At 45.6% G+C, this 21,786-nt stretch carries 21 protein-coding genes; 14 read left to right on the top strand and 7 right to left on the bottom strand.

Annotation, left to right across the window (positions count from 1 at the left end; translation table 11 throughout):
* The first annotated feature begins 144 nt into the window (after positions 1–144).
* From flgB to flgL, 11 genes are all read left to right on the top strand, one after another.
* On the top strand, positions 145–549 hold the full coding sequence (flgB, locus tag BMY60_RS05095; RefSeq protein ID WP_090331816.1) for a flagellar basal body rod protein FlgB: 405 nt from the start codon (positions 145–147) through the stop codon (positions 547–549).
* Between the two features lie 2 nt (positions 550–551).
* Complete coding sequence (flgC, locus tag BMY60_RS05090; protein ID WP_090331814.1) at positions 552–956, top strand: flagellar basal body rod protein FlgC; 405 nt, start codon at positions 552–554, stop codon at positions 954–956.
* A gap of 14 nt (positions 957–970) precedes the next feature.
* Positions 971–1,645 carry a flagellar hook assembly protein FlgD gene (locus BMY60_RS05085; RefSeq protein WP_090331812.1) on the top strand — a complete coding sequence of 225 codons (675 nt, stop codon included), beginning with the start codon at positions 971–973 and terminating at the stop codon, positions 1,643–1,645.
* A 10-nt stretch (positions 1,646–1,655) separates the two neighbouring features.
* Positions 1,656–2,918, top strand: a complete 1,263-nt coding sequence (flgE, locus tag BMY60_RS05080; protein ID WP_090331810.1) for a flagellar hook protein FlgE — start codon at positions 1,656–1,658, stop codon at positions 2,916–2,918.
* A 13-nt stretch (positions 2,919–2,931) separates the two neighbouring features.
* A complete protein-coding gene (gene flgF / locus BMY60_RS05075; protein ID WP_090331809.1) occupies positions 2,932–3,675 on the top strand; it encodes a flagellar basal-body rod protein FlgF in 744 nt (247 codons plus the stop codon).
* Between the two features lie 44 nt (positions 3,676–3,719).
* Positions 3,720–4,502, top strand: coding sequence for a flagellar basal-body rod protein FlgG (gene flgG, locus BMY60_RS05070; RefSeq protein ID WP_090331807.1), 783 nt, complete (start codon positions 3,720–3,722; stop codon positions 4,500–4,502).
* A gap of 24 nt (positions 4,503–4,526) precedes the next feature.
* Positions 4,527–5,231 (top strand): flagellar basal body L-ring protein FlgH, encoded by a 705-nt coding sequence (locus BMY60_RS05065; RefSeq protein ID WP_371264191.1) that lies wholly within the window; start codon positions 4,527–4,529, stop codon positions 5,229–5,231.
* A gap of 42 nt (positions 5,232–5,273) precedes the next feature.
* The gene (locus tag BMY60_RS05060; RefSeq protein ID WP_090331803.1) at positions 5,274–6,383 is read left to right on the top strand and encodes a flagellar basal body P-ring protein FlgI; all 1,110 of its coding nucleotides are present in this window, start codon (positions 5,274–5,276) and stop codon (positions 6,381–6,383) included.
* Positions 6,384–6,401: 18 nt separating this feature from the next.
* Complete coding sequence (flgJ, locus tag BMY60_RS05055; RefSeq protein ID WP_371264190.1) at positions 6,402–7,475, top strand: flagellar assembly peptidoglycan hydrolase FlgJ; 1,074 nt, start codon at positions 6,402–6,404, stop codon at positions 7,473–7,475.
* 68 nt (positions 7,476–7,543) lie between these two features.
* Positions 7,544–9,457 carry a flagellar hook-associated protein FlgK gene (gene flgK / locus BMY60_RS05050; RefSeq protein WP_090331799.1) on the top strand — a complete coding sequence of 638 codons (1,914 nt, stop codon included), beginning with the start codon at positions 7,544–7,546 and terminating at the stop codon, positions 9,455–9,457.
* A gap of 31 nt (positions 9,458–9,488) precedes the next feature.
* Complete coding sequence (gene flgL, locus BMY60_RS05045) at positions 9,489–10,697, top strand: flagellar hook-associated protein FlgL (protein WP_090331797.1); 1,209 nt, start codon at positions 9,489–9,491, stop codon at positions 10,695–10,697.
* Here the strand turns inward: flgL and BMY60_RS05040 are convergent.
* The 3 genes from BMY60_RS05040 to BMY60_RS05030 are packed head-to-tail and all read right to left on the bottom strand — an operon-like array spanning position 10,694 to position 12,136.
* Entirely contained in the window at positions 10,694–11,356 is a 663-nt protein-coding gene (locus BMY60_RS05040; RefSeq protein WP_090331795.1) for a hypothetical protein, read from the bottom strand. The two genes, flgL and BMY60_RS05040, sit on opposite strands and share 4 nt — an antisense overlap.
* A gap of 35 nt (positions 11,357–11,391) precedes the next feature.
* Positions 11,392–11,712, bottom strand: coding sequence for an RnfH family protein (locus tag BMY60_RS05035; protein ID WP_090331794.1), 321 nt, complete (start codon positions 11,710–11,712; stop codon positions 11,392–11,394).
* Positions 11,699–12,136: a type II toxin-antitoxin system RatA family toxin gene (locus BMY60_RS05030; protein WP_090331792.1), complete on the bottom strand. Its 438-nt coding sequence runs from the start codon at positions 12,134–12,136 to the stop codon at positions 11,699–11,701. The genes BMY60_RS05035 and BMY60_RS05030 overlap by 14 nt, the downstream gene beginning before the upstream one ends.
* Positions 12,137–12,238: 102 nt before the next feature.
* Between BMY60_RS05030 and smpB the strand changes: the two genes are divergently transcribed.
* Together smpB and BMY60_RS05020 are read left to right on the top strand one after the other, a co-directional pair.
* The gene (smpB, locus tag BMY60_RS05025; protein WP_090331913.1) at positions 12,239–12,682 is read left to right on the top strand and encodes an SsrA-binding protein SmpB; all 444 of its coding nucleotides are present in this window, start codon (positions 12,239–12,241) and stop codon (positions 12,680–12,682) included.
* A gap of 51 nt (positions 12,683–12,733) precedes the next feature.
* The gene (locus tag BMY60_RS05020; protein WP_090331790.1) at positions 12,734–13,777 is read left to right on the top strand and encodes a COX15/CtaA family protein; all 1,044 of its coding nucleotides are present in this window, start codon (positions 12,734–12,736) and stop codon (positions 13,775–13,777) included.
* Between the two features lie 137 nt (positions 13,778–13,914).
* Here BMY60_RS05020 and BMY60_RS05015 read toward each other — a convergent pair whose 3' ends face one another.
* Together BMY60_RS05015 and BMY60_RS05010 are read right to left on the bottom strand one after the other, a co-directional pair.
* A complete protein-coding gene (locus tag BMY60_RS05015; protein ID WP_090331788.1) occupies positions 13,915–15,753 on the bottom strand; it encodes an AMP-dependent synthetase/ligase in 1,839 nt (612 codons plus the stop codon).
* 1 nt (position 15,754) lies between these two features.
* The gene (locus BMY60_RS05010; RefSeq protein WP_090331786.1) at positions 15,755–18,487 is read right to left on the bottom strand and encodes an acyl-CoA dehydrogenase; all 2,733 of its coding nucleotides are present in this window, start codon (positions 18,485–18,487) and stop codon (positions 15,755–15,757) included.
* A 234-nt stretch (positions 18,488–18,721) separates the two neighbouring features.
* Here BMY60_RS05010 and dapE point away from each other — a divergent pair, with 234 nt between their 5' ends.
* Positions 18,722–19,852, top strand: coding sequence for a succinyl-diaminopimelate desuccinylase (gene dapE / locus BMY60_RS05005; RefSeq protein WP_090331784.1), 1,131 nt, complete (start codon positions 18,722–18,724; stop codon positions 19,850–19,852).
* 442 nt (positions 19,853–20,294) lie between these two features.
* Here dapE and BMY60_RS05000 read toward each other — a convergent pair whose 3' ends face one another.
* Both BMY60_RS05000 and BMY60_RS04995 read right to left on the bottom strand, forming a co-directional pair.
* The gene (locus BMY60_RS05000; RefSeq protein ID WP_143057358.1) at positions 20,295–20,678 is read right to left on the bottom strand and encodes a hypothetical protein; all 384 of its coding nucleotides are present in this window, start codon (positions 20,676–20,678) and stop codon (positions 20,295–20,297) included.
* 405 nt (positions 20,679–21,083) lie between these two features.
* A partial coding sequence (locus BMY60_RS04995) for an ISAs1 family transposase (RefSeq protein WP_143057357.1) occupies positions 21,084–21,786 on the bottom strand: 703 nt, incomplete at its 5' end.

Genomic DNA, 21,786 nt, shown 5'->3' with positions numbered 1-21,786 from the left:
TAAAGGTCAAAAAATAAATTAAGTGCTTCGAGTTAGCAGTAATTTCACGCTCTTTTTAAACAATTACTCACAAGAGAAATGCACTAACATTGTTGACACGAAAAATGCAATTAATGAAATGAACATTTCAGACCAGGAATTCACATGATTAGCAAACTAGATAAGACTGTTAACTTCCATCAGCAAGCATTAGGTCTCAGAGCCGCACGGCAGGAGCTACTCGCCAGTAATGTTGCTAATGCCGACACACCCAATTTTAAAGCAAAAGATATTGACTTCTCAAGCGTATTAAAAGAGAAACTCGCAACAACCACGTCCGCAGCGACACTTTCGACCACTTCACCAATGCATATCGGCGGCAATAAAGGTAACGGCATCAGCAGTAACATTCTTTACCGTATTCCGCAGCAGCCCAGCGCGGATGGCAACACAGTTGATATGGATTCTGAACGCACTCACTTTGCGGACAATTCCGTCAAGTATGACGCGAGTTTAACTTTTATCAGCAGACAGTTCAGAGGTCTGCTATCTGCTATACAGGAGCGATAATCATGTCACTGTTTAAAGTATTTAATATTGCCAGTTCAGCAATGACAGCTCAATCTCAGCGCTTGAATGTGGTCTCAAGCAATTTGGCAAATGCCGATAGCGTTACTAATTCATCGGGCGAACCTTATCGAGGACGTCAAGTTGTCTTTAGCACGCTCAAAGCAGACGGCAACGGTGCCAGCGGCGTCAAAGTCGCTGCTGTTGTCCATGACGCTTCACCGATGAAAAAAATTTTTGAGCCCAGCCACCCGCTTGCAGATGAAGATGGCTACATCATAAAACCTAATGTCAACGTCGTTGACGAAATGGTCAACATGATGTCTGCATCACGTTCGTATCAAAATAACGTAGACATGTTAAACACGACAAAATCCTTGTTGCAAAAAACACTCACAATCGGTCAATAAAGAGGCGAGCAGTCATGAATTCAGTACAAGAGGTTAATAAACACCCATTAGCAACAACCAATGCCACAACAACAGCGGACAAAAATAAAAACAGCGTAGAAAACCCTCAGGACCGATTTTTAAAGCTTCTGGTAACACAGATGCAAAATCAGGATCCTCTCAATCCGCTTGATAATGCCGAAGTAACCAGCCAACTGGCACAAATCAGCACTGTTACAGGTATTGACAAACTCAATGATACGTTACAGCTATTGCTTGATGGAATCGAAGATAGCCGGACATTGGAGGCTGCTAATCTTATAGGCCACAAAGCATTGGTTCCCGGCACCACTCTGTCGCTTGAAAATAATGCTGCCATTGGCGGGTTTGAACTTCCGCAATCGGTAGACAAGCTGAGCGTCACAATTCTCGACAGTTCAGGCATAGCAGTACGTACACTTGATTTAGGCGCACAACCAGCCGGTGTCAACACGTTTATTTGGGATGGTGCGGCAGATAGCGGAGCCAATGCTGCCAACGGGAATTACAGTTTTGCCATCAAAGCAGCGCAAGGAGATCAGGAAATCACGACCAGCCCACTCGCATTAGGCCAGGTTAGCGGCGTATCGCCGGGTGAACATGATGCCATACTCGACATGGGCGAACTTGGTCTGGTCGGCATGACAGATATTAAACAGATATTTAAATAAGGAGTCAGACATGGGTTTTCAACATGGATTAAGCGGACTTAGTGTAGCTTCCCAAAGTCTCGATGTGATCGGTAACAACATCGCAAATGCCAATACCGTTGGATTTAAACAAGGACAGGCGCAATTTAGTGATGTTTATGCTAACGCGTTATCTGGAGCCGTCGCAGACCAAAGGGGTATGGGCGCAAAAATCGCAAATATAGCGCAGGAATTTTCTCAAGGCACCATAACCGCAACTAACAACCCCCTGGACATCGCAATTAACGGTAACGGTTTTTTTCGCATGAGTAACGACGGCGCAGTTTCGTACAGCCGTAATGGCCAATTCCACATTGATGCAGACGGTTTTATTGTCAACAATAACAATTTAAATTTAACGGGTTATTCAACAGATGCCAACGGAGAAATCCTGACTGCAGATCCCACCAATTTAAGAATTTCGACAGCAGCTTTAACGCCCGATGCAACCACAGAATTTAATACATCATTAAACCTTGACTCACGTACTACGGTGCCTGCTGCATTGCCAGCGTTTGATGCAAACGACCCAGCAACCTACAACGGCACAACTTCCGGCACTATCTATGATAGTCTGGGTAATTCGCATATCTTTTCAATTTATTTTCAAAAGAATGCGGCCAATACATGGGACATGTTTGCTACAGTTGATGGAGAAACAACACCGGCCGGCGTGCCTGTTGGTGTAACGCTGGGCGGGGGAGCTTCTCAGGCGGTAACCTTTGACTCCAATGGTAATTTGACTGCGCCGGCTGCACCAATCGCGGTATCGGTTGATTTGGCGGCAATCAACCCCGCTTTAGGCGCCACCTCTCCTTTGGATTTTACACTTGATCTGGATGGAACCACACAATTCGGTACTGCATTTGGCGTCAATGCACTCAGTCAGGATGGGTTTTCATCTGGCACAATAGCGGGTTTTTCTATTGATGAAGAAGGCCTAATCAGCGGAAACTACACAAACGGAGAGTCAATGACGCTTGGCCAGCTGATACTGGCCAATTTCAGTAATCCTCATGGTCTGACACCGATCGGCGACAATCAATGGATCGAATCGAGGGCATCCGGCCAGCCACTCATCGGTACACCGGGTACGGGAGTAATGGGTGTGCTTCAATCTGCAGCGGTAGAGGAAGCAAATGTTGATCTTACCGCCGAATTGGTTGATATGATCACGACCCAAAGGGTATACCAGGCGAACGCAAAAACCATCGAAACACAGGATGCTATTTTACAAACATTGGTAAACCTATAGTAGGTAAACAATTATGGACCGCCTGATTTATACAGCAATGACTGGCGCAGCGCATACGCTGAATCAGAAGGCAACGGTTTCTCATAACCTTGCCAATGCATCGACAACAGGTTACCGCGCGGAAAACAATGCTTTCCGCGCCGTACCAGTTTATGGTGACGGCTTGCCTACCCGCGCTTTTGTAGTCGACTCAACAACCGGAGCGGATTTCACCCCAGGCCCGATTCAGCAAACTGACCGCAATCTTGATGTTGCGATTCGCGGTTCAGGCTGGATTACAGTGGAATTGCCCGGCGGCAAAGAGGCATACACGCGTCACGGCAGTCTGCAAATCAGCCCGAACGGGATACTGCAGACACATAATGGCTTTAACGTCAAAGGTGACACTGGAATCATTACCGTGCCTCAAGATCATCGTGTCACCATTGCCAAAGACGGGACTGTATCAGTTGTGCCGATTACGCCGCTGCCGAATACAGTTGCCACCGCTGGCCGCATTAAGCTGGTCGATCCGCCAGAAAATCAGCTTATAAAAGGGGCGGACGGTCTGTTCCGCATGAAAGACGAAACTGTTCCGCTGGCTGATGCCAATGTCACCTTAGTTGATGGGGCTTTGGAGGGCAGTAATGTCAATTTGGTGCATGAAATGGTCAGCATGATTGCTTTGGCACGTCAGTTCGATATGCATATCAAAATTCTTGAAAGTGCTGAGCGTAATGCCCAGCAGGCCAGTGAAATAATGGTAGTCAGAGCATAAACGACAGATACGTAACTGTTGATCAAATCAGTATGGAGTAAATCATGACACGTTCACTATGGATTTCAAAAACAGGACTTGACGCACAACAAACCAAGATGGATGTCATTTCCAATAACCTTGCTAACGTCAGCACCAATGGGTTTAAACGTGCTCGCGCGGTTTTCGAAGATTTACTCTATCAAACTATTCGTCAGCCCGGCGCGCAGTCTTCACAACAAACACAATTACCATCAGGATTGCAGCTTGGCGTTGGCGTACGTCCAGTTGCGACAGAGAGCATTTTTACACAAGGCAGTCTGCAACAAACTGGCAATTCGCGTGATATTGCCATACAGGGAGAAGGCTTTTTTCAGGTATTAATGCCGGATGGCACCACGGCCTATACCCGGGACGGCGCATTCCAGTCAGATATTAACGGTCAGTTTGTTACCTCGAGCGGCTATGTTATACAGCCAGCTATTACAATTCCGCCCAACACACTAAGTATTACCGTTGGTCGCGATGGAACGGTTTCAGCTTTGGTGCCCGGTTCGGCAACACCGATACAGGTTGGTAATATTCAATTAGCAAGTTTTATTAATCCTGCTGGCTTGCAAAAAGCTGGTGAAAACCTTTATTTGCCTACCGCATCCAGCGGGGTCGCTAATCCCAATGCACCCGGCACCAACGGGCTTGGTTTGTTAAATCAAGGCTTTGTCGAAACGTCAAACGTAAATGTCGTGGAAGAACTGGTAGGCATGATTCAGACACAGCGCGCCTATGAGATCAATTCCAAGTCAATAGAAACATCTGATCAGATGTTGCAAAGATTGGCACAATTATAGTCCGAATGAGAACTGGATCGAACCGTGACACAGAAATTACACAAGAATTTTTCATCTTTAGTTTCGATGGTTTTGGTGATGCTGTTTGCATCGGGATGCGCATTAACACCGACGACAAAAATCCATCAGCCGATTACATCACGACCACAGCAATCAGAAGTGAATCTTGATACCAGCGGCGGCATTTTTCAGGGTGTCAGCCATACAGCCGGCGCACGCTATACACCGCTTTTTGAAGACCGGCGCGCACGCGGAATAGGTGATACGATTATTGTCACCTTAAATGAGAAAACCAATGCCAGTAAACAATCAGGCAGCAATGTCGACCGATCCGGCAGTTTTGATTTTTCAATTCCCACCGCTATTTTGGGCATACCGTTAAACTTTCTTGGCGGAACTGAAGTGGAGGCAGCCACCAACAACAACTTTGATGGCCAGGGCGCAAGCTCCAGCAATAACGACTTCACCGGTACGATTTCAGTTACGGTCATAGAAGTGATGCCAAACGGTAATTTGTTAGTCAGTGGAGAAAAACAGATAGGAATTAATCAGGGTCATGAGTTCATTCGTCTATCCGGTATTGTGAACCCGATTAATATCATCAACAATACCGTTTCATCTGTTCAGGTATCTGACGCGCGTATCGAATACCGGGCAAATGGCTATATAGATGAAGCACAAACAATGGGCTGGCTATCGCGTTTTTTTCTCAATGTATCTCCATTTTAAAACTGGTTAACTGAACAGTCAGTCAATAACGAAATTAACGCCATGATGATTCGCTGCAAACTTATTTGTATTGTTTTAATAACCATGCTGTTGTCGCCATGTTACAGTCAGGCAGAACGTATTATGGATCTGGCCAGTATACAAGGCGTTCGCAGCAATCAGTTAATTGGTTACGGCCTCGTCGTTGGACTCGATGGCAGCGGCGATCAGACGACTCAAACGCCTTTCACCGTCCAAAGTATTATCAATATGCTTGGGCAGTTAGGCATCAACCTGCCGCCCGGCACGAATCTTCAGTTACGCAATGTCGCAGCTGTAATGGTAACAGCAACATTGCCGGCTTTTGCCAAACCGGGCCAGTTAATCGACGTAACCGTCTCGTCAATGGGTAACGCCAAAAGTCTTCGTGGCGGCACTTTATTGATGACACCACTGAAAGGCGCTGACAATCAGGTTTACGCAATGGCACAGGGTAATATCGCAGTGGGCGGTGCAGGTGCGGCTGCAGCCGGCAGCAGTGTACAGGTAAACCACCTGAATGCTGGCAGAATAACAGGTGGCGCGACAGTCGAGCGTTCAGTGCCGGCCTCGCTTGGGCAATCTGAATATATTAATCTAGAGCTTAATTCCACTAATTTCACAACCGTCAAGCGTATCGTCAACGCAATTAACAGTTTTTACCCAGGTTCGGCCAATGCAGTAGACGGACGTATGGTTCAGGTCAGAGCACCAATTGAAAGCAATCAACGCGTCATGTTTATTTCGCAAATTGAGAGCCTGGAAATAACACCAGCTAAAGACGCCGCTAAAGTTATTGTAAACTCGCGCACCGGTTCGGTAGCTATGAACCAGTCTGTCACACTGGAATCCAGCGCCATTGCTCATGGAAATTTATCCATCATCATCAACAACGAACCTATTATCAGCCAACCCGGACCATTTGCGCAACGTGGCGAAACAGTCGTCGCACAACGCGCGCAGGTTGAAATTCGCAGCGATGAAGGTAACCTGATGTTACTGCCATCCGGAGCAGACCTTGGTGAAGTTGTAAAAGCACTCACTGCTATCGGGGCGACAACGCAGGATTTATTATCTATTTTACAAGCATTAAAAGCAGCGGGGTCGTTACGCGCTGAATTGGAAATCATATAAAATTAAATACGGATTATGATGAATTCTCCTGATCTAACCAGCAGGCTTGCCATTGATAGCAAAAACATTGACGACCTTCATCTGCTGTCAAAGCAAGATTCCAAAAAGGCGTTACATCAAGCTGCACAACAATTTGAAGCGCTGTTTTTACAAATGCTGATCAAAAGCATGCGTGATGCAACGCTTAAAAGCGGTCTGATAGACAGCCAGCAAACACAATTTTATACCGAAATGTACGATCAACAGCTGGCTCAAACCATGTCATCAAAAGGGATCGGCCTGGCAGACATAATGGTCGAGCAGTTAACGCGAACCTATAACACCAACCAGAATTCGCAACGCCCCGAGTCTGTCACTGAGCATAGCAAAACAGATGCCAGCCTTATCGGCTCTGAAAAAACACCGAATAACCGTCAAAATGCGCCCGCAATTGATCAATCTACCCAACTTTGGCTAAATAATCATGCAATATTTGAAACACCTCCTTCCAAAAATGAAACTACACATCAACCAGCTCCCGCTTCGGATAAATCCGCACAACTCTGGCCCGAAACTCAGACTATAGCTGCAAAAATAACAACCAATACTACATCCCAAACCGCATCAACAGTATCTGCGCCTGATAAGACGGCGCATTTTATCAATGCGCTTATGCCCCATGCCAGCAACGCAGCTGAGACTACCGGCATACCAGCTCACTTTATGCTGGCACAGGCTGCACTGGAAAGTGGCTGGGGCAAATTTGAAATACGTCATCCAGACAACTCACCTAGCCATAATCTGTTTGGCATTAAGGCTGGCAGCAGTTGGCAAGGCGAAATAGTAGAAACTATAACAACGGAATATATCAATGGCGTACCACAAAAAATGATTGAAAAATTCCGTGCGTACAATTCATATGAAGAAGGTTTTCGCGATTATGCAAATTTATTATCCAATAATCCACGGTACGCTGACGTTATTAATTCACAAAATGCAACTGATTTTGCGCATGGTCTGCAGCAAGCCGGCTACGCAACAGACCCACACTATGCCGATAAGCTACTGCGTATTTTAAACAATTCTATTTTACACAACCAGGAAGCCATTTAATTTTTTAACCAAATTGCCGTTTCACTAACAAGTTTCTTTTAATTTTTTCTGGATGTTCAATTACGACGATGGGTAACATTCTAAGCACAGGCATATCTGGTTTAAATGCAGCTCAAGCCAATTTAACGACAACTAGCCATAACATCGCCAATGCCGATACGCCTGGTTATACGCGCCAGCAAGTTATTCAAAGCACAAATTTTCCTCAGTCTACAGGGGCTGGCTTTATTGGCCGAGGCGTTAACATCACCACTGTGCAACGTATCCATAGCCAATTTCTAACCACGCAACTGTTACAAGTACAAACACAAAGCAGCCAACTGGACAATCACTACAATCAAATCAAACAAATCGACAATTTACTGGCAGATCCCGTGTCGGGGCTTTCACCGGCATTGCAAGATTTTTTTAGTGGTGTCAATGATGTAGCGGCCAATCCCTCATCCGTTCCCTCACGCCAAGCAATGATCAGTAATGCACAGGCTTTGGTTTCGCGTTTCCACAGTCTGGATCAGCGGCTTTCTGAAATGCATCAAGCCGTTAATACTGAAATCAGCAGCAGCGTAAGCGAAATTAATTCACTGGCAAAACAAATTTCTGAACTTAATCACAATATACTTTTGGCTGAGGGAGCAGCGGGCGGTCATCCAGCTAATGATCTTTTGGACCAACGCGATGCGTTAACCAATCAATTGAGCAAACTGGTAAATACCGATATTGTCAAACAAAGAGACGGAACTTTGAATATTTTCATTGGTTCCGGCCAGGCTTTAGTCGTGGGCAATCAATCCATGTCACTCAAAGCGATGGTCTCCTTTGATAACCCCCAGAAAACAACTATCGGGCTTGTTAACGGTAGCAGTACTATGCGTTTGCCTGAGCATTTGATCCATGGCGGTAGTCTGGGCGGTACTCTGAGTTTTCGAAATGAATCACTGAGTGAAGCGCAAAACGCATTGGGACAGATTGCTATCAACCTCGCTCAAACTTTTAACGAACAACATAATTTGGGATTAGATCTCAACGGAAATCTTGGCACCGATTTTTTTTCAGTGCCTCAACCACAGGTTTTTTCTCATACAGCTAATAATCCGGCGTCAAACATTACTGCTGACATTAGCAATGTCGGCGCGCTAACAACGAGCGATTATCGATTTTCATTTGATGGCATAAATTATACGTTAACGCGCCTATCTGACAACCAATCAGTAAGTGCAGCCGCTGCCCCAACAGCTGGTTCACCGTTAATTATGGACGGTCTTAGAATCAGCTCGGCCACCATCAATGCCAACGAACGGTTCTTGATCCAACCGACAATTAATGGTGCGAAAAATATTGTTGTCAATATTTCAGATACAGCAAAAATTGCAGCCGCAGCGCCTGTACGTACCGAAGCGGCCTTATCAAATACCAGCAATGCCGCTATCAGCCAAGGTAGCATCAACCCGCTACCCCTTGATCCCAATCTGCAACAACCGGTAACCATCACATTCCATTCACCCTACGACGGGCAGTTTGACGTTACCGGCACTGGATCAGCTCTACCAGCAAATAATCAGGTTTATACAGAGGGCGCCGATATCAGTTTTAACGGATGGACCATCCAGATTAACGGTCAACCCGCCGCTGGAGATATATTTACCATTGAACCCAATCATAACGGCAGTGCTGACAACCGCAATGCATTACTGCTAGCCGGGCTTCAAACACAAAATACAATGGTAGGCGGCACAGCATCTTTTCAGGAAACCTATGGCCAGATGGTAAGCTCAATCGGTAACAAAACGCGGGAACTGGAGGTTACCAGCAAGGCGCAAAATAATCTGGTTACACAAACGGAACGCTCACTCCAGGCTATTTCAGGAGTTAACCTGGATGAAGAAGCAGCTAATTTACTACGCTATCAGCATGCATTCCAAGCTTCAAGCAAAGTGATCGAGATCAGCAGTTCGCTTTTTGAGACCATCCTACGAATTGGTTAAATAGTAAATAGCCTTACATAAAGGGACAAAAATGCGCTTCAGTACGAATGGAATCTATGATGCAGGAACAACGGCTATTCTGCAACAGCAAGAAGCCTTAATTAAAACACAACAACAAATTTCAACCGGCAGACGCATTCTGACTCCGGCTGACGATCCAATTGCAGCAACACAGGCACTTAATCTGTCACAGGCTTCATCACTTAATTCACAGTACTCCGTTAATCGCGGTCACGCGCTGGCATCACTCGGACTCGCTGAAACAACATTAAAAAATGTTACGTCAAATCTGCAGGATATCCGCCAGATTGCCGTTAACGCTGGCAATCCTGCACTCACAGATACAGACAGAAGAAGTCTGGCAACAGAGTTACGCGGCCGCTTTGAAGCACTGCTTGGACAGGCAAATATTACAGACGGAACAGGTAACTATTTGTTTTCCGGTTTTCAAGAAAGCACCCGGCCTTTCTCACATCAGGGATTGAACGTACAATACGATGGCGATCAAGGACAGCGGCTCAGCCAGGTGGGCTCAACACGCCAAGTTGCCGTCAGCGATTCCGGGACAGATATCTTTGAACGTATTAAAAATGGCAATGAAATATTTACAACTGCCGCAAATACCGGCAATACCGGCAGTGGCATTATTAGTGCAGGCTCCGTTCCTTCACCCGCCAATCTGACAGGACATCATTACGAAGTTTCATTTACTGTTAACGCAGGCGCAACTACTTATGACGTTGTTGACATTACAACCGGTGCAACGCTTTCAACAGGTAACGCATTCTCAAATACCAACACAATCAGCTTTGATGGCCTCGAATTCAGCATCACAGGTGATCCAGCAAATGGAGATATTTTTACAGTCTCACCCAGCACGAATCAAAGCATCTTTCAAACGGTCGGAGACTTGATCACGGCATTGGAGACTCCTTCGAGCGGACAGCCTGGAGGCGCAAGATTAACGAACGATCTGAATTCCGCGTTGCAAAATATGGATAACGGTTTAGAAAAAATCCTTTCCACGCGAGCATCTGTCGGCTCACGACTACAAGAGCTCGAAGCGCTCGAAACGCTCGGAGGCGATCTTGAAATTCAATACGAGCAAAGGCTCTCCGAATTACGGGATGTGGATTACGCCAAAGCGATTTCTGACTTCAACAGACAACAAGTATATTTGCAAGCCGCACAAAAAACATTCTCAACAGTCTCAGGCTTATCGTTATTCGATTTTATTTAACCGTCCAGGCGGTAAACTATTTCAGACGGTGGCGTTAGGATACGCGGGGTTTCTTCTGATTCCGCCTCATCAAATATGGGTACAATAATCTCAATAAATGGAAACATTGCAGTTGATCCATTCGTCTGAACAAATCCTTTATTATGAATTATTTTTTTCAGAATGAATGAAGCAATCTGAGCATCGTATTTTAAAAACAATGTGTTGGATACCGGCTGTATACGGCTTGTACTGAATGAAGAAAACGCTCCTCGAGACGCACTTAAATCAGTAAAAATCGAATTCACGACGATAACCAAGTCTCCTTCATTAATACGGGCGACTGCTTCGATACGGTCCAGTTTTAGAGGTAACCCCACTGTTCCGGCAGCATTTGGGGTGCCGATAAAGCCAATGGCAGTATCACTGTCTATGCAAATATTCTGACTGCTGTCAACAAATCTCGGTAGCCCCCCTGACAGACTTAATCGCAGCATGCCATCTTTGCGTATTTCGATAACTTCAAACCTGCTTTCAATACGTGAAGCAGTTGGTGTAGGGTCATTTACATTGACAGCATTCAAACATTCAAACCCTAGATAGGAAATTGACTGTGCCGAACCATTTTCTGAAACAAAGGCCGTTACACAAATCAATGCAATAATACTCAGTGCCCTCATATCCAGTCCTCATTCAAAATGTTTTTACATCATGTCTACTGATGTTTTCGCTTTACGCGCAGTCTTCTGGCTTCTTTAGGATCAATGCGCAACGGCCGGTAAATCTCAATACGATCAAGGGGCTGCAAAACAGTTTTTCGATCAGCAAGCTTGCTGAAAACGCCAAGCCGATTTTTATTTAGATCAATTTCTGGGAATTGATCCGTGATGTTGGAAAGACCGATTACCTGCTCAATGGTTGAACCGACAGGCACTCGAAGCTTCTTGAGATATTGGCATTCAGACAGAGCATAAACAATTTCGACTTCAATACTTTCAGTCAGATCTTCTCGATTGATTCGATCATCTGCCGCCATAGACTGCTTCAGCGCGTTCAATAAACGATTCCACAAAGCTGTTGGCAATCATGTGAAACACAGGGCCAACCAACTTTTCTAAAATTTTATGCGAGAAAGTATAATACAAGCGGAACTCTATTTTACAGGCTTCATCGGATAAAGGTATAAAACGCCAGTGGCCATCAAGATGTTCAAACGGTCCATCTAACAGAGTCATTTCAATAAGTTCCGGCGGTGTACGTTTATTCTCAGTGGTAAAACTGTGCTTGACATGATGATAATTAATTTTGATGGTCGCGTGGGTAACGGATTCATTCTGCGGATCAACTGACGTACCGCCACACCACGGAAGAAATTCCGGATACTGTTCAACCCTGTCCACCAAATTAAACATCTGCTCAGCCGAATACTCAACTAAAACGGTTTTCTCAATTTCTGCCATAAAAGTAAATTACCTCTCCTTTCTTTCTATATGAGGTTTATTACTGGAAAACTGATAAAATACACAAAATTTAAAGAACAATCACCTTTTTTAATCATCTGCATGAGTATTATTCACAATAAAAAAGCCTTTCACGATTATTTTATTGAAGAAAGATATGAAGCAGGCATAGTATTGGAAGGCTGGGAAGTGAAAGCTATCCGGGCCGGGCGCGCTCAATTAAAAGAAGCTTATATTATCATCCGAAAAGGTGAATTATACCTGATTGGCTGCCATATCAGTCCGTTGAAAACAGCATCAACCCATATTCACCCTGAACCGGTCCGAACGCGAAAATTACTATTGCATGCAGAAGAGATCAAACGGCTTATCGGCAAGGTCGAGCGTGCCGGATATACACTAGTACCACTAGATATGCACTACAAGGCTGGCCGTATCAAGCTTGAGACCGGTCTTGCCAAAGGAAAAAAACAGCATGACAAACGTGAAACGGAAAAACGGAAAGAATGGGAACGTGAACGTCAACGCCTGATACGCGCCAAGTAAGAAATCAGTATCAACTCTTTTATTATATAAATCGTATAATCGTAATATCTCATGAACTCAGAAAAAAAACCCATTGCAATCTGGCTGTTGATTTGTTGCGCACTTGTTTTTGCCATGATTGTTGTCGGCGGCGTTACACGACTGACTGACTCGGGCCTGTCTATTGTCGAGTGGCAGCCACTGGTCGGTACCATACCGCCGATCACGCAAGAAAATTGGGATGAACTTCTTGAAAAATACCGCTCATCACCCCAGTATCAGCAGGTCAACAAAGGCATGAGTATTGATGAATTCAAAACCATTTTCTGGTGGGAATATTTTCACCGGTTGCTCGGACGGCTCATCGGTCTGGTATTTTTTATACCATTCATTTATTTTCTGGTTAAAAAGAAAATCGACAAACCACTTGGCTATAAACTCGCCGGCATTTTCGTACTAGGAGGACTGCAGGGTTTTATGGGCTGGTACATGGTCATGAGCGGGCTGGTCGATAATCCACGTGTCAGCCAATACCGCCTCACCGCTCACCTAGGGCTCGCATTTATCATTTTTGCAGCCTTGTTCTGGGTGGCTCTCGGAATATTGTCCCCAACTGCGAGCGCCGCCACATCCAGCCGGGATGCCGGGACATTAAAAAGCTTACGCCGCTTTGCGCACGGTTTATCATGGCTCATCTTTATCATGGTGTTGTCGGGCGGTTTTGTCGCAGGTATCCGCGCGGGTTTGGCCTACAATACTTTTCCGCTGATGAATGGCCACTTTATTCCGCCCGATCTCTTCATACTCGAACCCTGGTACCGCAATTTTTTCGAGAATATGACAACGGTGCAATTCGATCACCGCATGATTGCCTGGATATTGATATTTACCGTACCATTTTTCTGGTTCAAGGCCATTTTTAGATCCAGTCTGTCCGGAACCACCCGCTTGGCGTGTCATGCGTTTCTGCTGATGCTGGCCGTCCAAGTCAGCCTTGGCATCGCCACATTATTGCATGTCGTACCAATTAACCTGGCTGCAGCACATCAAGGTGGCGCAGTGTTGTTGTTTGCTTCGTCGCTCTGGGTAAGCCACCAGTTGCGAGAAGCAGTATAAAGCTGAGTATTTTCGATCGGACCGATGTAAAATATACGCGTACTTTAATTCTACTTTGTCAGATTACAAGAATTCAATTAAGCGGAAAATCGTGATTGAAAATCATAGTTGATGCATAAAAATTCGACAACTATCAATCAACGACCTTCATACAGTTTTTCGATTTCGGCTTTATGTCGTTCCATGATTTTGGATCGCCGCAATTTCAGTGTCGGTGTCATCATTTCGTTTTCTATTGACCAAGGCTCGGAAATAACGATAACCTTGCGGATACGTGCATAACCTGGAAATTCACGGGTTTGTTGCGTAACTCTATCAAGTAAGATTTCTTCAATGTGCGCTTTTTGACCGGTATTGGTTGCATTTTTATCAAGGTTATGTTCTTCGGCAAAATTATTCCAGTTTTCGGGATTCAGCACGACCAGTGCACACAAATAAGGACGCGCTTCGCCGATAACCAGAGCCTGGTCAAATATCATGTCACGCATAATGGCTGCCTCCATGTCGCCAGGCGGAATTTTTTCGCCAGTTGACAGGACAATAATATCTTTCAGCCGTCCGGTTATAGTAATATGACCCAGAGAATCAATTGTGGCGACATCGCCCGAATTTAACCAGCCGTCGGAAGACAGCACAACTTCGGTCGCCTGCGGATTATTCCAGTATCCCATCATGACATTCGGCCCACGGATTAACAATGCTCCATCTTCTCCAAGCTTGACCTTCACACCGGGAACCGGCACACCTACGCTGGACGGCACATTATCGTCGTGACGGTTAACACTGACAACCGGACTGCTTTCTGTCATGCCGTAACCTTGCAGTATCGGGAGTCCTAGTCCGATAAATACCCGTGAGATCTCAGCCGATAATGCCGCTCCACCGCTCATGGCGTGACGCAGCCGGCCGCCTAGTTTGCTGATCAATTTGGCGGCCACCAGTGCGTTCAATAACGGCCATAATAAAAACGCCAGACGCCAGTGCCCGCGTTTTTGCCGGTATTCAAAACGGCTGTATCCGACATCTACGGTAAAGTTAAACAACCAGCGGGCAAAAGCAGAATTTTCTGCCAGCTTTGTCTGGACACCCGCATAAATGCGCTCATAAATCCGTGGTACCGATATCAGTATTGTTGGCCGTACGATCTGCAAATCTTCCTGCAGCTGGGGAATTGAGCGTGCATAGGCAACAGTTGCAGCGCACATAATAGGCAGATAATAGCCGACGGTCCGCTCAAAAGTATGAGACAACGGTAAAAAAGACAACAACAAGTCATCCGGATTTACCTGGACAGCCTGCAGGCTGGCATAGGCATTTGACAGAATATTGTGATGGTTCAACATTACACCTTTGGGACGACCGGTAGTCCCAGACGTATAAATTATGGTAGCCAAGCTGAAAGGGTCATCATTGATATGCTTGACTGTATTGACGTCGGCATCGGCATCGGCAGACAGCCAGTCCGCAGAAACCTTCAAACGCGGGCTGTCGTCAGGATGCACCTTCGGCACCGTATCCGTTTCAGGATTTCCGGTTGCTTCAATCAGCACAACCCGCTGCAGACTGTCCACTTTGCAACTGGCTTCAAATACTTCACGCCAGTGCGCCGATTTTTCCAGCAACAGCAGTTTAACACCGGCATCTGCAAGCATATATACTACATTGTCCGCACGGTCTTCAGTATAGAATGGAACAACAACCAGGCCCAGGCCCAATGCCGCCTGGTCAAACATGACCCATTCCGGGCGATTGCGCATCATCACCGCAACGCGGTCTCCAAAGGTCAGCGATTCTCTGATCAGCGCCGCCTGCCATTGGGCGACATGCGCATGCATTGCTTCCCAGGTATGGACACACCATAATTCATGCTTATCATCGTAATACCGGTAAGCCTCTCCCTGCGGCGCAGCGAGCACACGCTCTTTAAATAAACCATCCAGAGTTTTCGCTTGTTCGACAGAAATTATTTGGTTCATATTAATTTGTTTGATGGGTTTTCGCTTCATTTATGTCATCGTCGTCGCTGTGCTTCGCGATACCTGGCCTGGTTCCGCCAGTTGACGATTCATCGGCTGCCCGCAAAGCATCCTCATCGCCAGACGTGGTATCATTATCATTTTCTGTTTCAGCATTCAATGCAGTCGGCTGACTACTGTCTTTATTCTGTTCAGATGCCGGTTTCTCGTGAGCAAACAAATCGGATGATGCTATTTCACTCAATTGTCCGGACTCAAACAAAGTTGACTGCTCGATGTTTGTGCAGGTTTGGCTGCTTCGCGTTTCCTCTCCCGGCTCATTGGATTGTTCCGACACATCTGTTGCCGATGCGGCAGTTGCAGCTGCAGTTGTTGACGATGTTGGTGGTTTTGGCTCTATACGATTGAGCGTACCGGGCGCTACGTAAGAGAAATCCTGGGAAAAATCGTCCACTTTAATCACGCGGCTGCGCAAGTCCCGCATCTTGTGCAGCCGATCCGCTTCGGTGACGGTAATCACGTTAAGGTGATAAGCCTGTGTTATCTGCTTTTCAGCTTGCTGGGCGGTAATTTTGCCCGACTTAACAGCATTGCGCACTTTTGCTTCAAGCGGCGCGCTTTCAATTGCGCATGTCATAGCATCCTCGAGATCTGCCAGAGGTTCACCGGATGCCGTGGGCAGATAGATACCCGCAGTCAGCCGGTCGCGCGCTTCATTCGGCTCGAGCATCATTTGAGATATTTCATGCCCAAGCTTATCGGTTGGCGGTAAATACGGTTTTCCTAGCGGAAAAATCCATTTTCTCAGCAACCACACAAATACCTGATTACCCGGAAAATTGCTCAAAAATTCGTCAAAAATTTGTTGAATGCGGTATATAGCATCCTGAACAGACCAGTGCAATAATGGCAAATCAGCTTGTGGCCGCCCGTCGTCTTCAAAGCGCTTAAGCGTAGCCGAACACAGATACAGCAAACTAAAAATGTCCCCCAAACGGGCGGATAATCGTTCCTTGCGTTTCAATGCGCCACCCAGTTTCATCATGGTGATATCAGCAAGAAATGCAAAATTTACAGCAAAACGCGTGAGCTGTTGATAATAGCGCGCAATTTCAGAATTACAGTTATCCGGAATACTGCTTTTAATATATTTGCCGAATAAACCGTATACCAGACAGTTGACGGTATTACGCACGCTGAATAGAATATGGCCGACCAGCGCAGAGTCAAATGCCACAGAAGCACGTTTTTTATCTGTATCGTGCACTGCATTGATTTCCTGCAGAATATACGGATGGCAACGAATCGCACCCTGCCCGAAAATAATCATGCTGCGCGTCAGAATGTTGGCACCTTCCACCGTTATACTAACCGGCATATGTTGATAGGTGCGTCCAAGATAATTACGCGGACCAATGCAAATACCTTTGCCGCCATGTATATCCATTGCATCGTCAATGGCCTGTCGCGCCCGTTCGGTCAGGTGATATTTAACGATTGCAGAAATCACAGACGGTTTTTCACCCAGATCGACTGCACCGGCTGTCATGATGCGTGCAGCGTCCATCATATAGGTATTGCCGCCGATGCGTGCCAGTGCTTCTTCAATACCCTCAAAATAACCGATCGGCAAATTAAACTGCACACGAACCCGGCCATACGCGCCGCTGGTTCTTGCCGCCAATTTTGCACTGCCGGTACTGGTTGCCGGCAGTGAAATGGAACGACCAGCCGCCAGACAATTCATCAACATGCGCCATCCCTGCCCAACGCCATTCTGGCCGCCGATAATCCATTCCATCGGTATAAATACATTTTCGCCCCAATTCGGGCCGTTTTGAAATGCTGCATCCAATGGCAAGTGACGCCGCCCGATGTGCAAACCCGGCGTATCCGTCGGAATCAAGGCCAGCGTAATACCGAGGCTTTCCTGATCACCGAGCAGGTGATCAGGGTCGTATAATTTAAAAGCCAACCCCAAAATGGTAGCCACAGGACCCAGTGTAATATAGCGTTTTTCCCAGGTAACGCGCATGCCCAGCACGTCCTGCCTGCCATTAAACTCGTCTTTGCACACGATCGCGTAATCGGGAATGGATCCTGCATCTGATCCCGCGTCCGGTGACGTCAGGCCAAAACAGGGGACCTCAAGTCCCTGCGCCAATCGCGGCAAATAATGATTTTTCTGCTCGTCGGTACCATAATGCAGCAGTAATTCCGCAGGACCGAGTGAATTTGGCACCATGACTGTTACCGCGGCCGTCCCGCTACGTGAACCGATTTTCATTACTATCTCTGAATGCGCCAACGCCGAGAAACCACGTCCGCCATACTTTTTGGGAATAATCAATCCAAAAAAACCATTGTCTTTGATAAATTGCCAGATATCCGGTGGCAAATCTTTCAGATCGTGTGTTATCTGCCATTCATCAAGCATGTCGCAAAGCTGTTCAACCGGGCCGTCAAGAAAAGCCTGTTCCTCGTCGCTCAATTGCGGTTTAGGGTAAGCCAAAAGTTTGTTCCAATCCGGCTTGCCACTGAACAGATCGCCATCCCACCAGACAGTACCCGCATCAAGCGCTTCCTGTTCAGTTTGTGAAATGGGCGGCAACATTTTTCGAAAAATTTTGAGAAATTGATTAGAAATAATCAACCGCCTTAACCATGGAACGAATAAAATTAAAGTGGCGACGGCCAGCAATGATATGAAAACAAAAAATAGCGACTCGAGCATTTTTTCCCCTTATGATCGAATTCAGTTAGTTGTATGCTTTGCTGCGCATGCGCACGGTGCATGTTTTACACCAGACGTGTAGAATTCAGTTTCTGCTACGACCCCTAAATTTACATGATAATCAGCCAAATCCCTACACCCACATAACAGTTTTGAACAGAAAGTGTTGCTAAATACATACACAGGCTGCACGCACAGTGATTTAATCTCCAGTTTTTTCTTGAAGGATAATTTATGACCAATGAAACATTGGATTTAGCCTGCCAACTGATCGCGCGGCGCTCGATTACTCCACACGACAGCGGTTGTCAGGACATTCTTGCGCAGCGTCTTAAAACAATAGGTTTTCAGATTGAAAACTTGCGTTTTGGCAGTGTCGATAATCTTTGGGCCAGACGCGGCACTGCATCACCTGTGTTCTGTTTTGCCGGACACACCGATGTCGTCCCTACCGGCCCGCTGGAACAGTGGAAAAGCAATCCGTTTGAACCGGAAATCCGGGATGGTAAATTGTATGGTCGCGGCGCCGCAGATATGAAATCGTCCTTAGCCGCTTTTATTACAGCCATCGAAGCATTTGTTGCTTCGCATCCTGAGCATAATGGCTCTATTGCTCTGTTGATTACATCCGATGAGGAAGGCCCGGCCGTTGACGGCACAGTGAAAGTTGTCAATACGCTTGGCGCGCGCGGTGAATTACTGGATTACTGCATAGTCGGCGAGCCAACCTGTTCACAACAATTTGGGGATACGGTCAAAAATGGCCGGCGGGGTTCACTTTCAGGCAATCTGACAATCAAAGGTATACAAGGCCATATCGCCTACCCTCATCTGGCGAAAAATCCGATTCATTTAGCCGCGCCAGCGATCGCAGAACTCTCGCAAATCCGCTGGGATGATGGCAATGAATATTTTCCACCGACCACCTGGCATACTTCCAACATCAATGGCGGTACCGGCGCAACCAATATCATACCTGGCACTGTAAATATGCAGTTTAATTTCCGCTTTTCTACCGCCAGTACGGTTGATTCTCTGAAATCCAGAGTACATGCGGTGCTTGATAAATATGGATTGGAGTATGCACTAACCTGGACACTTTCAGGAAAGCCTTTTTTAACGCCCAATGCAACGCTTGCCAGCGCGTTACGTGATGCCGTCATTAAAATAACACAAGTTGAACCGCAATTATCTACATCGGGCGGCACATCTGACGGGCGTTTTATTGCAGATATCTGCAAACAGGTTGTCGAATTTGGTCCACGCAATGAAACCATTCACAAATTAAATGAGCATGTAGATGTTGCAGACTTGGAACGCCTGTCGAAAATTTATCAGCTAGTGATTACAAAATTACTGCTATAGGTTGACAGAATGTCATTACAGGGATATATAAATCATAGACGTATACTGCAAACAATGTCAGCACAGTTTTAAATATTTTCCAGCCACAGCAGCAATGCATAAGGCAACAACAATATTTTTCAGTTCGGTTTTCATGAAAAACATGCTCTGCTATTTTTAACTGGAACTGCGTAAAAAAGCAAGCCGTCGATAATGGCTGGAAACGGCTTACATTAAAAAAGAGAAGTTATATAAAAAACAAAATCGCATTGATGGAATAAGCGCTTATAAACTAAACCATTTCTCACGGAAACCATTAGATTTTGTTCTGAATGCTGGTATGGCAATGCCGCTGCATCGACGTCAAAACATCCGGTAGTTTATATAAAAATCTGATCAGACAATGTTTTTGTCTGATCAGATTTGGATCTTGTCACAGTATCAACCGACCCGTTATTGAATTTTATAAAGCATCTTCTAAACCGTCTGAATTTACCGGTGTACTTTTGTCTAATCTGAAGCTTGCTTTATCGATCTGCTCTTTTGTAGCATCTGAGTTTGTATGTGTATCATGTCTTCCCTGTTCCCGGGCAATTTTTTTATGATAAGCAGCTTTGGCGAAATTCACTTCGGCGGCTTTTTCATAATTATGAATCCTCCATAAAACACGTTTTTTAGCGCTCTGCGCGTTTCTGCCAAACTTGCTGAAGCGGGATCTGCTTTTAATAATCTTTTTTTGTTCTTCTGCCTTGGCCTGCATTGATCTGGCCAGATTTTCATGGTGTTTTGTCAGCGCTGTATGATTAAGATTTTCCGTCCCTTTTCCTACGGACGCATGCGGACTCATCTGTGCACATGCGGCAACCAGAATACAGATCGTAAGAACTGCAAAATATTTAACTGTTATGGCTCTCATTAGCATTTCTCCATCGCGTTTAACACAGGGTCTATACTAATCAATCCAAAACAGTTTTAATATTAGGAAAACTATTGTTTTCGCGTAAGCGAAACCATTAGGTAACTCGTTGATGGATAACAAATTGTAATACAGATTAAAAATGATATGTACAAACCTGACACTTACACAGATTATCGCGACCAGAACGAATGCAGACAGCACCAGTATATCCAGGCGTTGGGAATTCTTCAAATAATCTGTTATAGCCTACCAATTCTGCATGCATAAATTTTTTGTTTCCAGCTATCGATAAAGCAAAGATGTTGATTGATTCGAACTGCAGGGCAATCGGGCTTAAATTACTCCAATAATTCGTAGCAGATAATCATTATCCCAACCTGCCTTTAACCGTTTTGTTTTTACACCAACTTTTGACGTTTTTTCTTTTTTTATCAGGTTCAACGCAATATGTCTGATAATGGCAAGATTAGCAGCGCTATGGCCTTTGCGCGTTCGATTACTGTCTTCATCAAAAGCAATATCAAGCACCCAATGTAAATTGTTTTCGATAGCCCAATGAGCGCGAACAGCATGCTCCAATTTATTCGGATTATTGGCGCTTAGACTACTGATGAAATAACGCGTTTCCTCGGTTATTTTATTTTCTGATTCTCTTGTTGCTGTGACCTCAATGATGCTCTGCAGCCCCGCCCAGGAATGTCGTTTTTTTAGCCATGCTATCTCATCTGTTACACGAACAGTACGTGTCTCAATGCGCCCATGCCCACCATCGACAGTTGCCCTAGCGGCTTCCGGAGATAGTGGCGATGTAAAATACGTAACAACATCTTCATGCAAGCTTTCCTGATTGCCTTTCAGGCTCAAAACATAATCTCCGCCTTGCTCGACAATCTGCTGAGCTATCTTCTTCTGGCAACCCATCGCATCAATTGTAATCACAGCCCCTGCAATATCTAAACGAGAAAGCAGCTTGGGAATAGCCGTAATTTCATTGGACTTGTCATCTACTTGAACCTGACCTAAAACCAGGCTATTG

It is taken from the genome of Nitrosomonas sp. Nm51 (genome assembly GCF_900111165.1).
GTDB lineage: Bacteria > Pseudomonadota > Gammaproteobacteria > Burkholderiales > Nitrosomonadaceae > Nitrosomonas.
Note: the sequence above shows the minus strand (reverse complement) of the source record. Positions and strands in the feature narration are given on the sequence as shown.

Bases quoted from the DNA above. Each gene is read 5' to 3' on its own strand.
- dapE (WP_090331784.1), top strand. From the start codon at position 18,722: ATGACCAATGAAACATTGGATTTAGCCTGCCAACTGATCGCGCGGCGC.
- flgJ (WP_371264190.1), top strand. From the start codon at position 6,402: ATGAATTCTCCTGATCTAACCAGCAGGCTTGCCATTGATAGCAAAAAC.
- BMY60_RS05020 (WP_090331790.1), top strand. From the start codon at position 12,734: ATGAACTCAGAAAAAAAACCCATTGCAATCTGGCTGTTGATTTGTTGC.
- smpB (WP_090331913.1), top strand. From the start codon at position 12,239: ATGAGTATTATTCACAATAAAAAAGCCTTTCACGATTATTTTATTGAA.
- BMY60_RS05015 (WP_090331788.1), bottom strand. From the start codon at position 15,753: ATGAACCAAATAATTTCTGTCGAACAAGCGAAAACTCTGGATGGTTTA.
- BMY60_RS05040 (WP_090331795.1), bottom strand. From the start codon at position 11,356: ATGAGGGCACTGAGTATTATTGCATTGATTTGTGTAACGGCCTTTGTT.
- BMY60_RS05030 (WP_090331792.1), bottom strand. From the start codon at position 12,136: ATGGCAGAAATTGAGAAAACCGTTTTAGTTGAGTATTCGGCTGAGCAG.
- flgB (WP_090331816.1), top strand. From the start codon at position 145: ATGATTAGCAAACTAGATAAGACTGTTAACTTCCATCAGCAAGCATTA.
- flgF (WP_090331809.1), top strand. From the start codon at position 2,932: ATGGACCGCCTGATTTATACAGCAATGACTGGCGCAGCGCATACGCTG.
- BMY60_RS05085 (WP_090331812.1), top strand. From the start codon at position 971: ATGAATTCAGTACAAGAGGTTAATAAACACCCATTAGCAACAACCAAT.
- flgC (WP_090331814.1), top strand. From the start codon at position 552: ATGTCACTGTTTAAAGTATTTAATATTGCCAGTTCAGCAATGACAGCT.
- BMY60_RS05035 (WP_090331794.1), bottom strand. From the start codon at position 11,712: ATGGCGGCAGATGATCGAATCAATCGAGAAGATCTGACTGAAAGTATT.
- flgG (WP_090331807.1), top strand. From the start codon at position 3,720: ATGACACGTTCACTATGGATTTCAAAAACAGGACTTGACGCACAACAA.
- flgL (WP_090331797.1), top strand. From the start codon at position 9,489: ATGCGCTTCAGTACGAATGGAATCTATGATGCAGGAACAACGGCTATT.
- flgE (WP_090331810.1), top strand. From the start codon at position 1,656: ATGGGTTTTCAACATGGATTAAGCGGACTTAGTGTAGCTTCCCAAAGT.
- BMY60_RS05000 (WP_143057358.1), bottom strand. From the start codon at position 20,678: ATGAGTCCGCATGCGTCCGTAGGAAAAGGGACGGAAAATCTTAATCAT.
- flgK (WP_090331799.1), top strand. From the start codon at position 7,544: ATGGGTAACATTCTAAGCACAGGCATATCTGGTTTAAATGCAGCTCAA.
- BMY60_RS05010 (WP_090331786.1), bottom strand. From the start codon at position 18,487: ATGCTCGAGTCGCTATTTTTTGTTTTCATATCATTGCTGGCCGTCGCC.
- BMY60_RS05060 (WP_090331803.1), top strand. From the start codon at position 5,274: ATGATGATTCGCTGCAAACTTATTTGTATTGTTTTAATAACCATGCTG.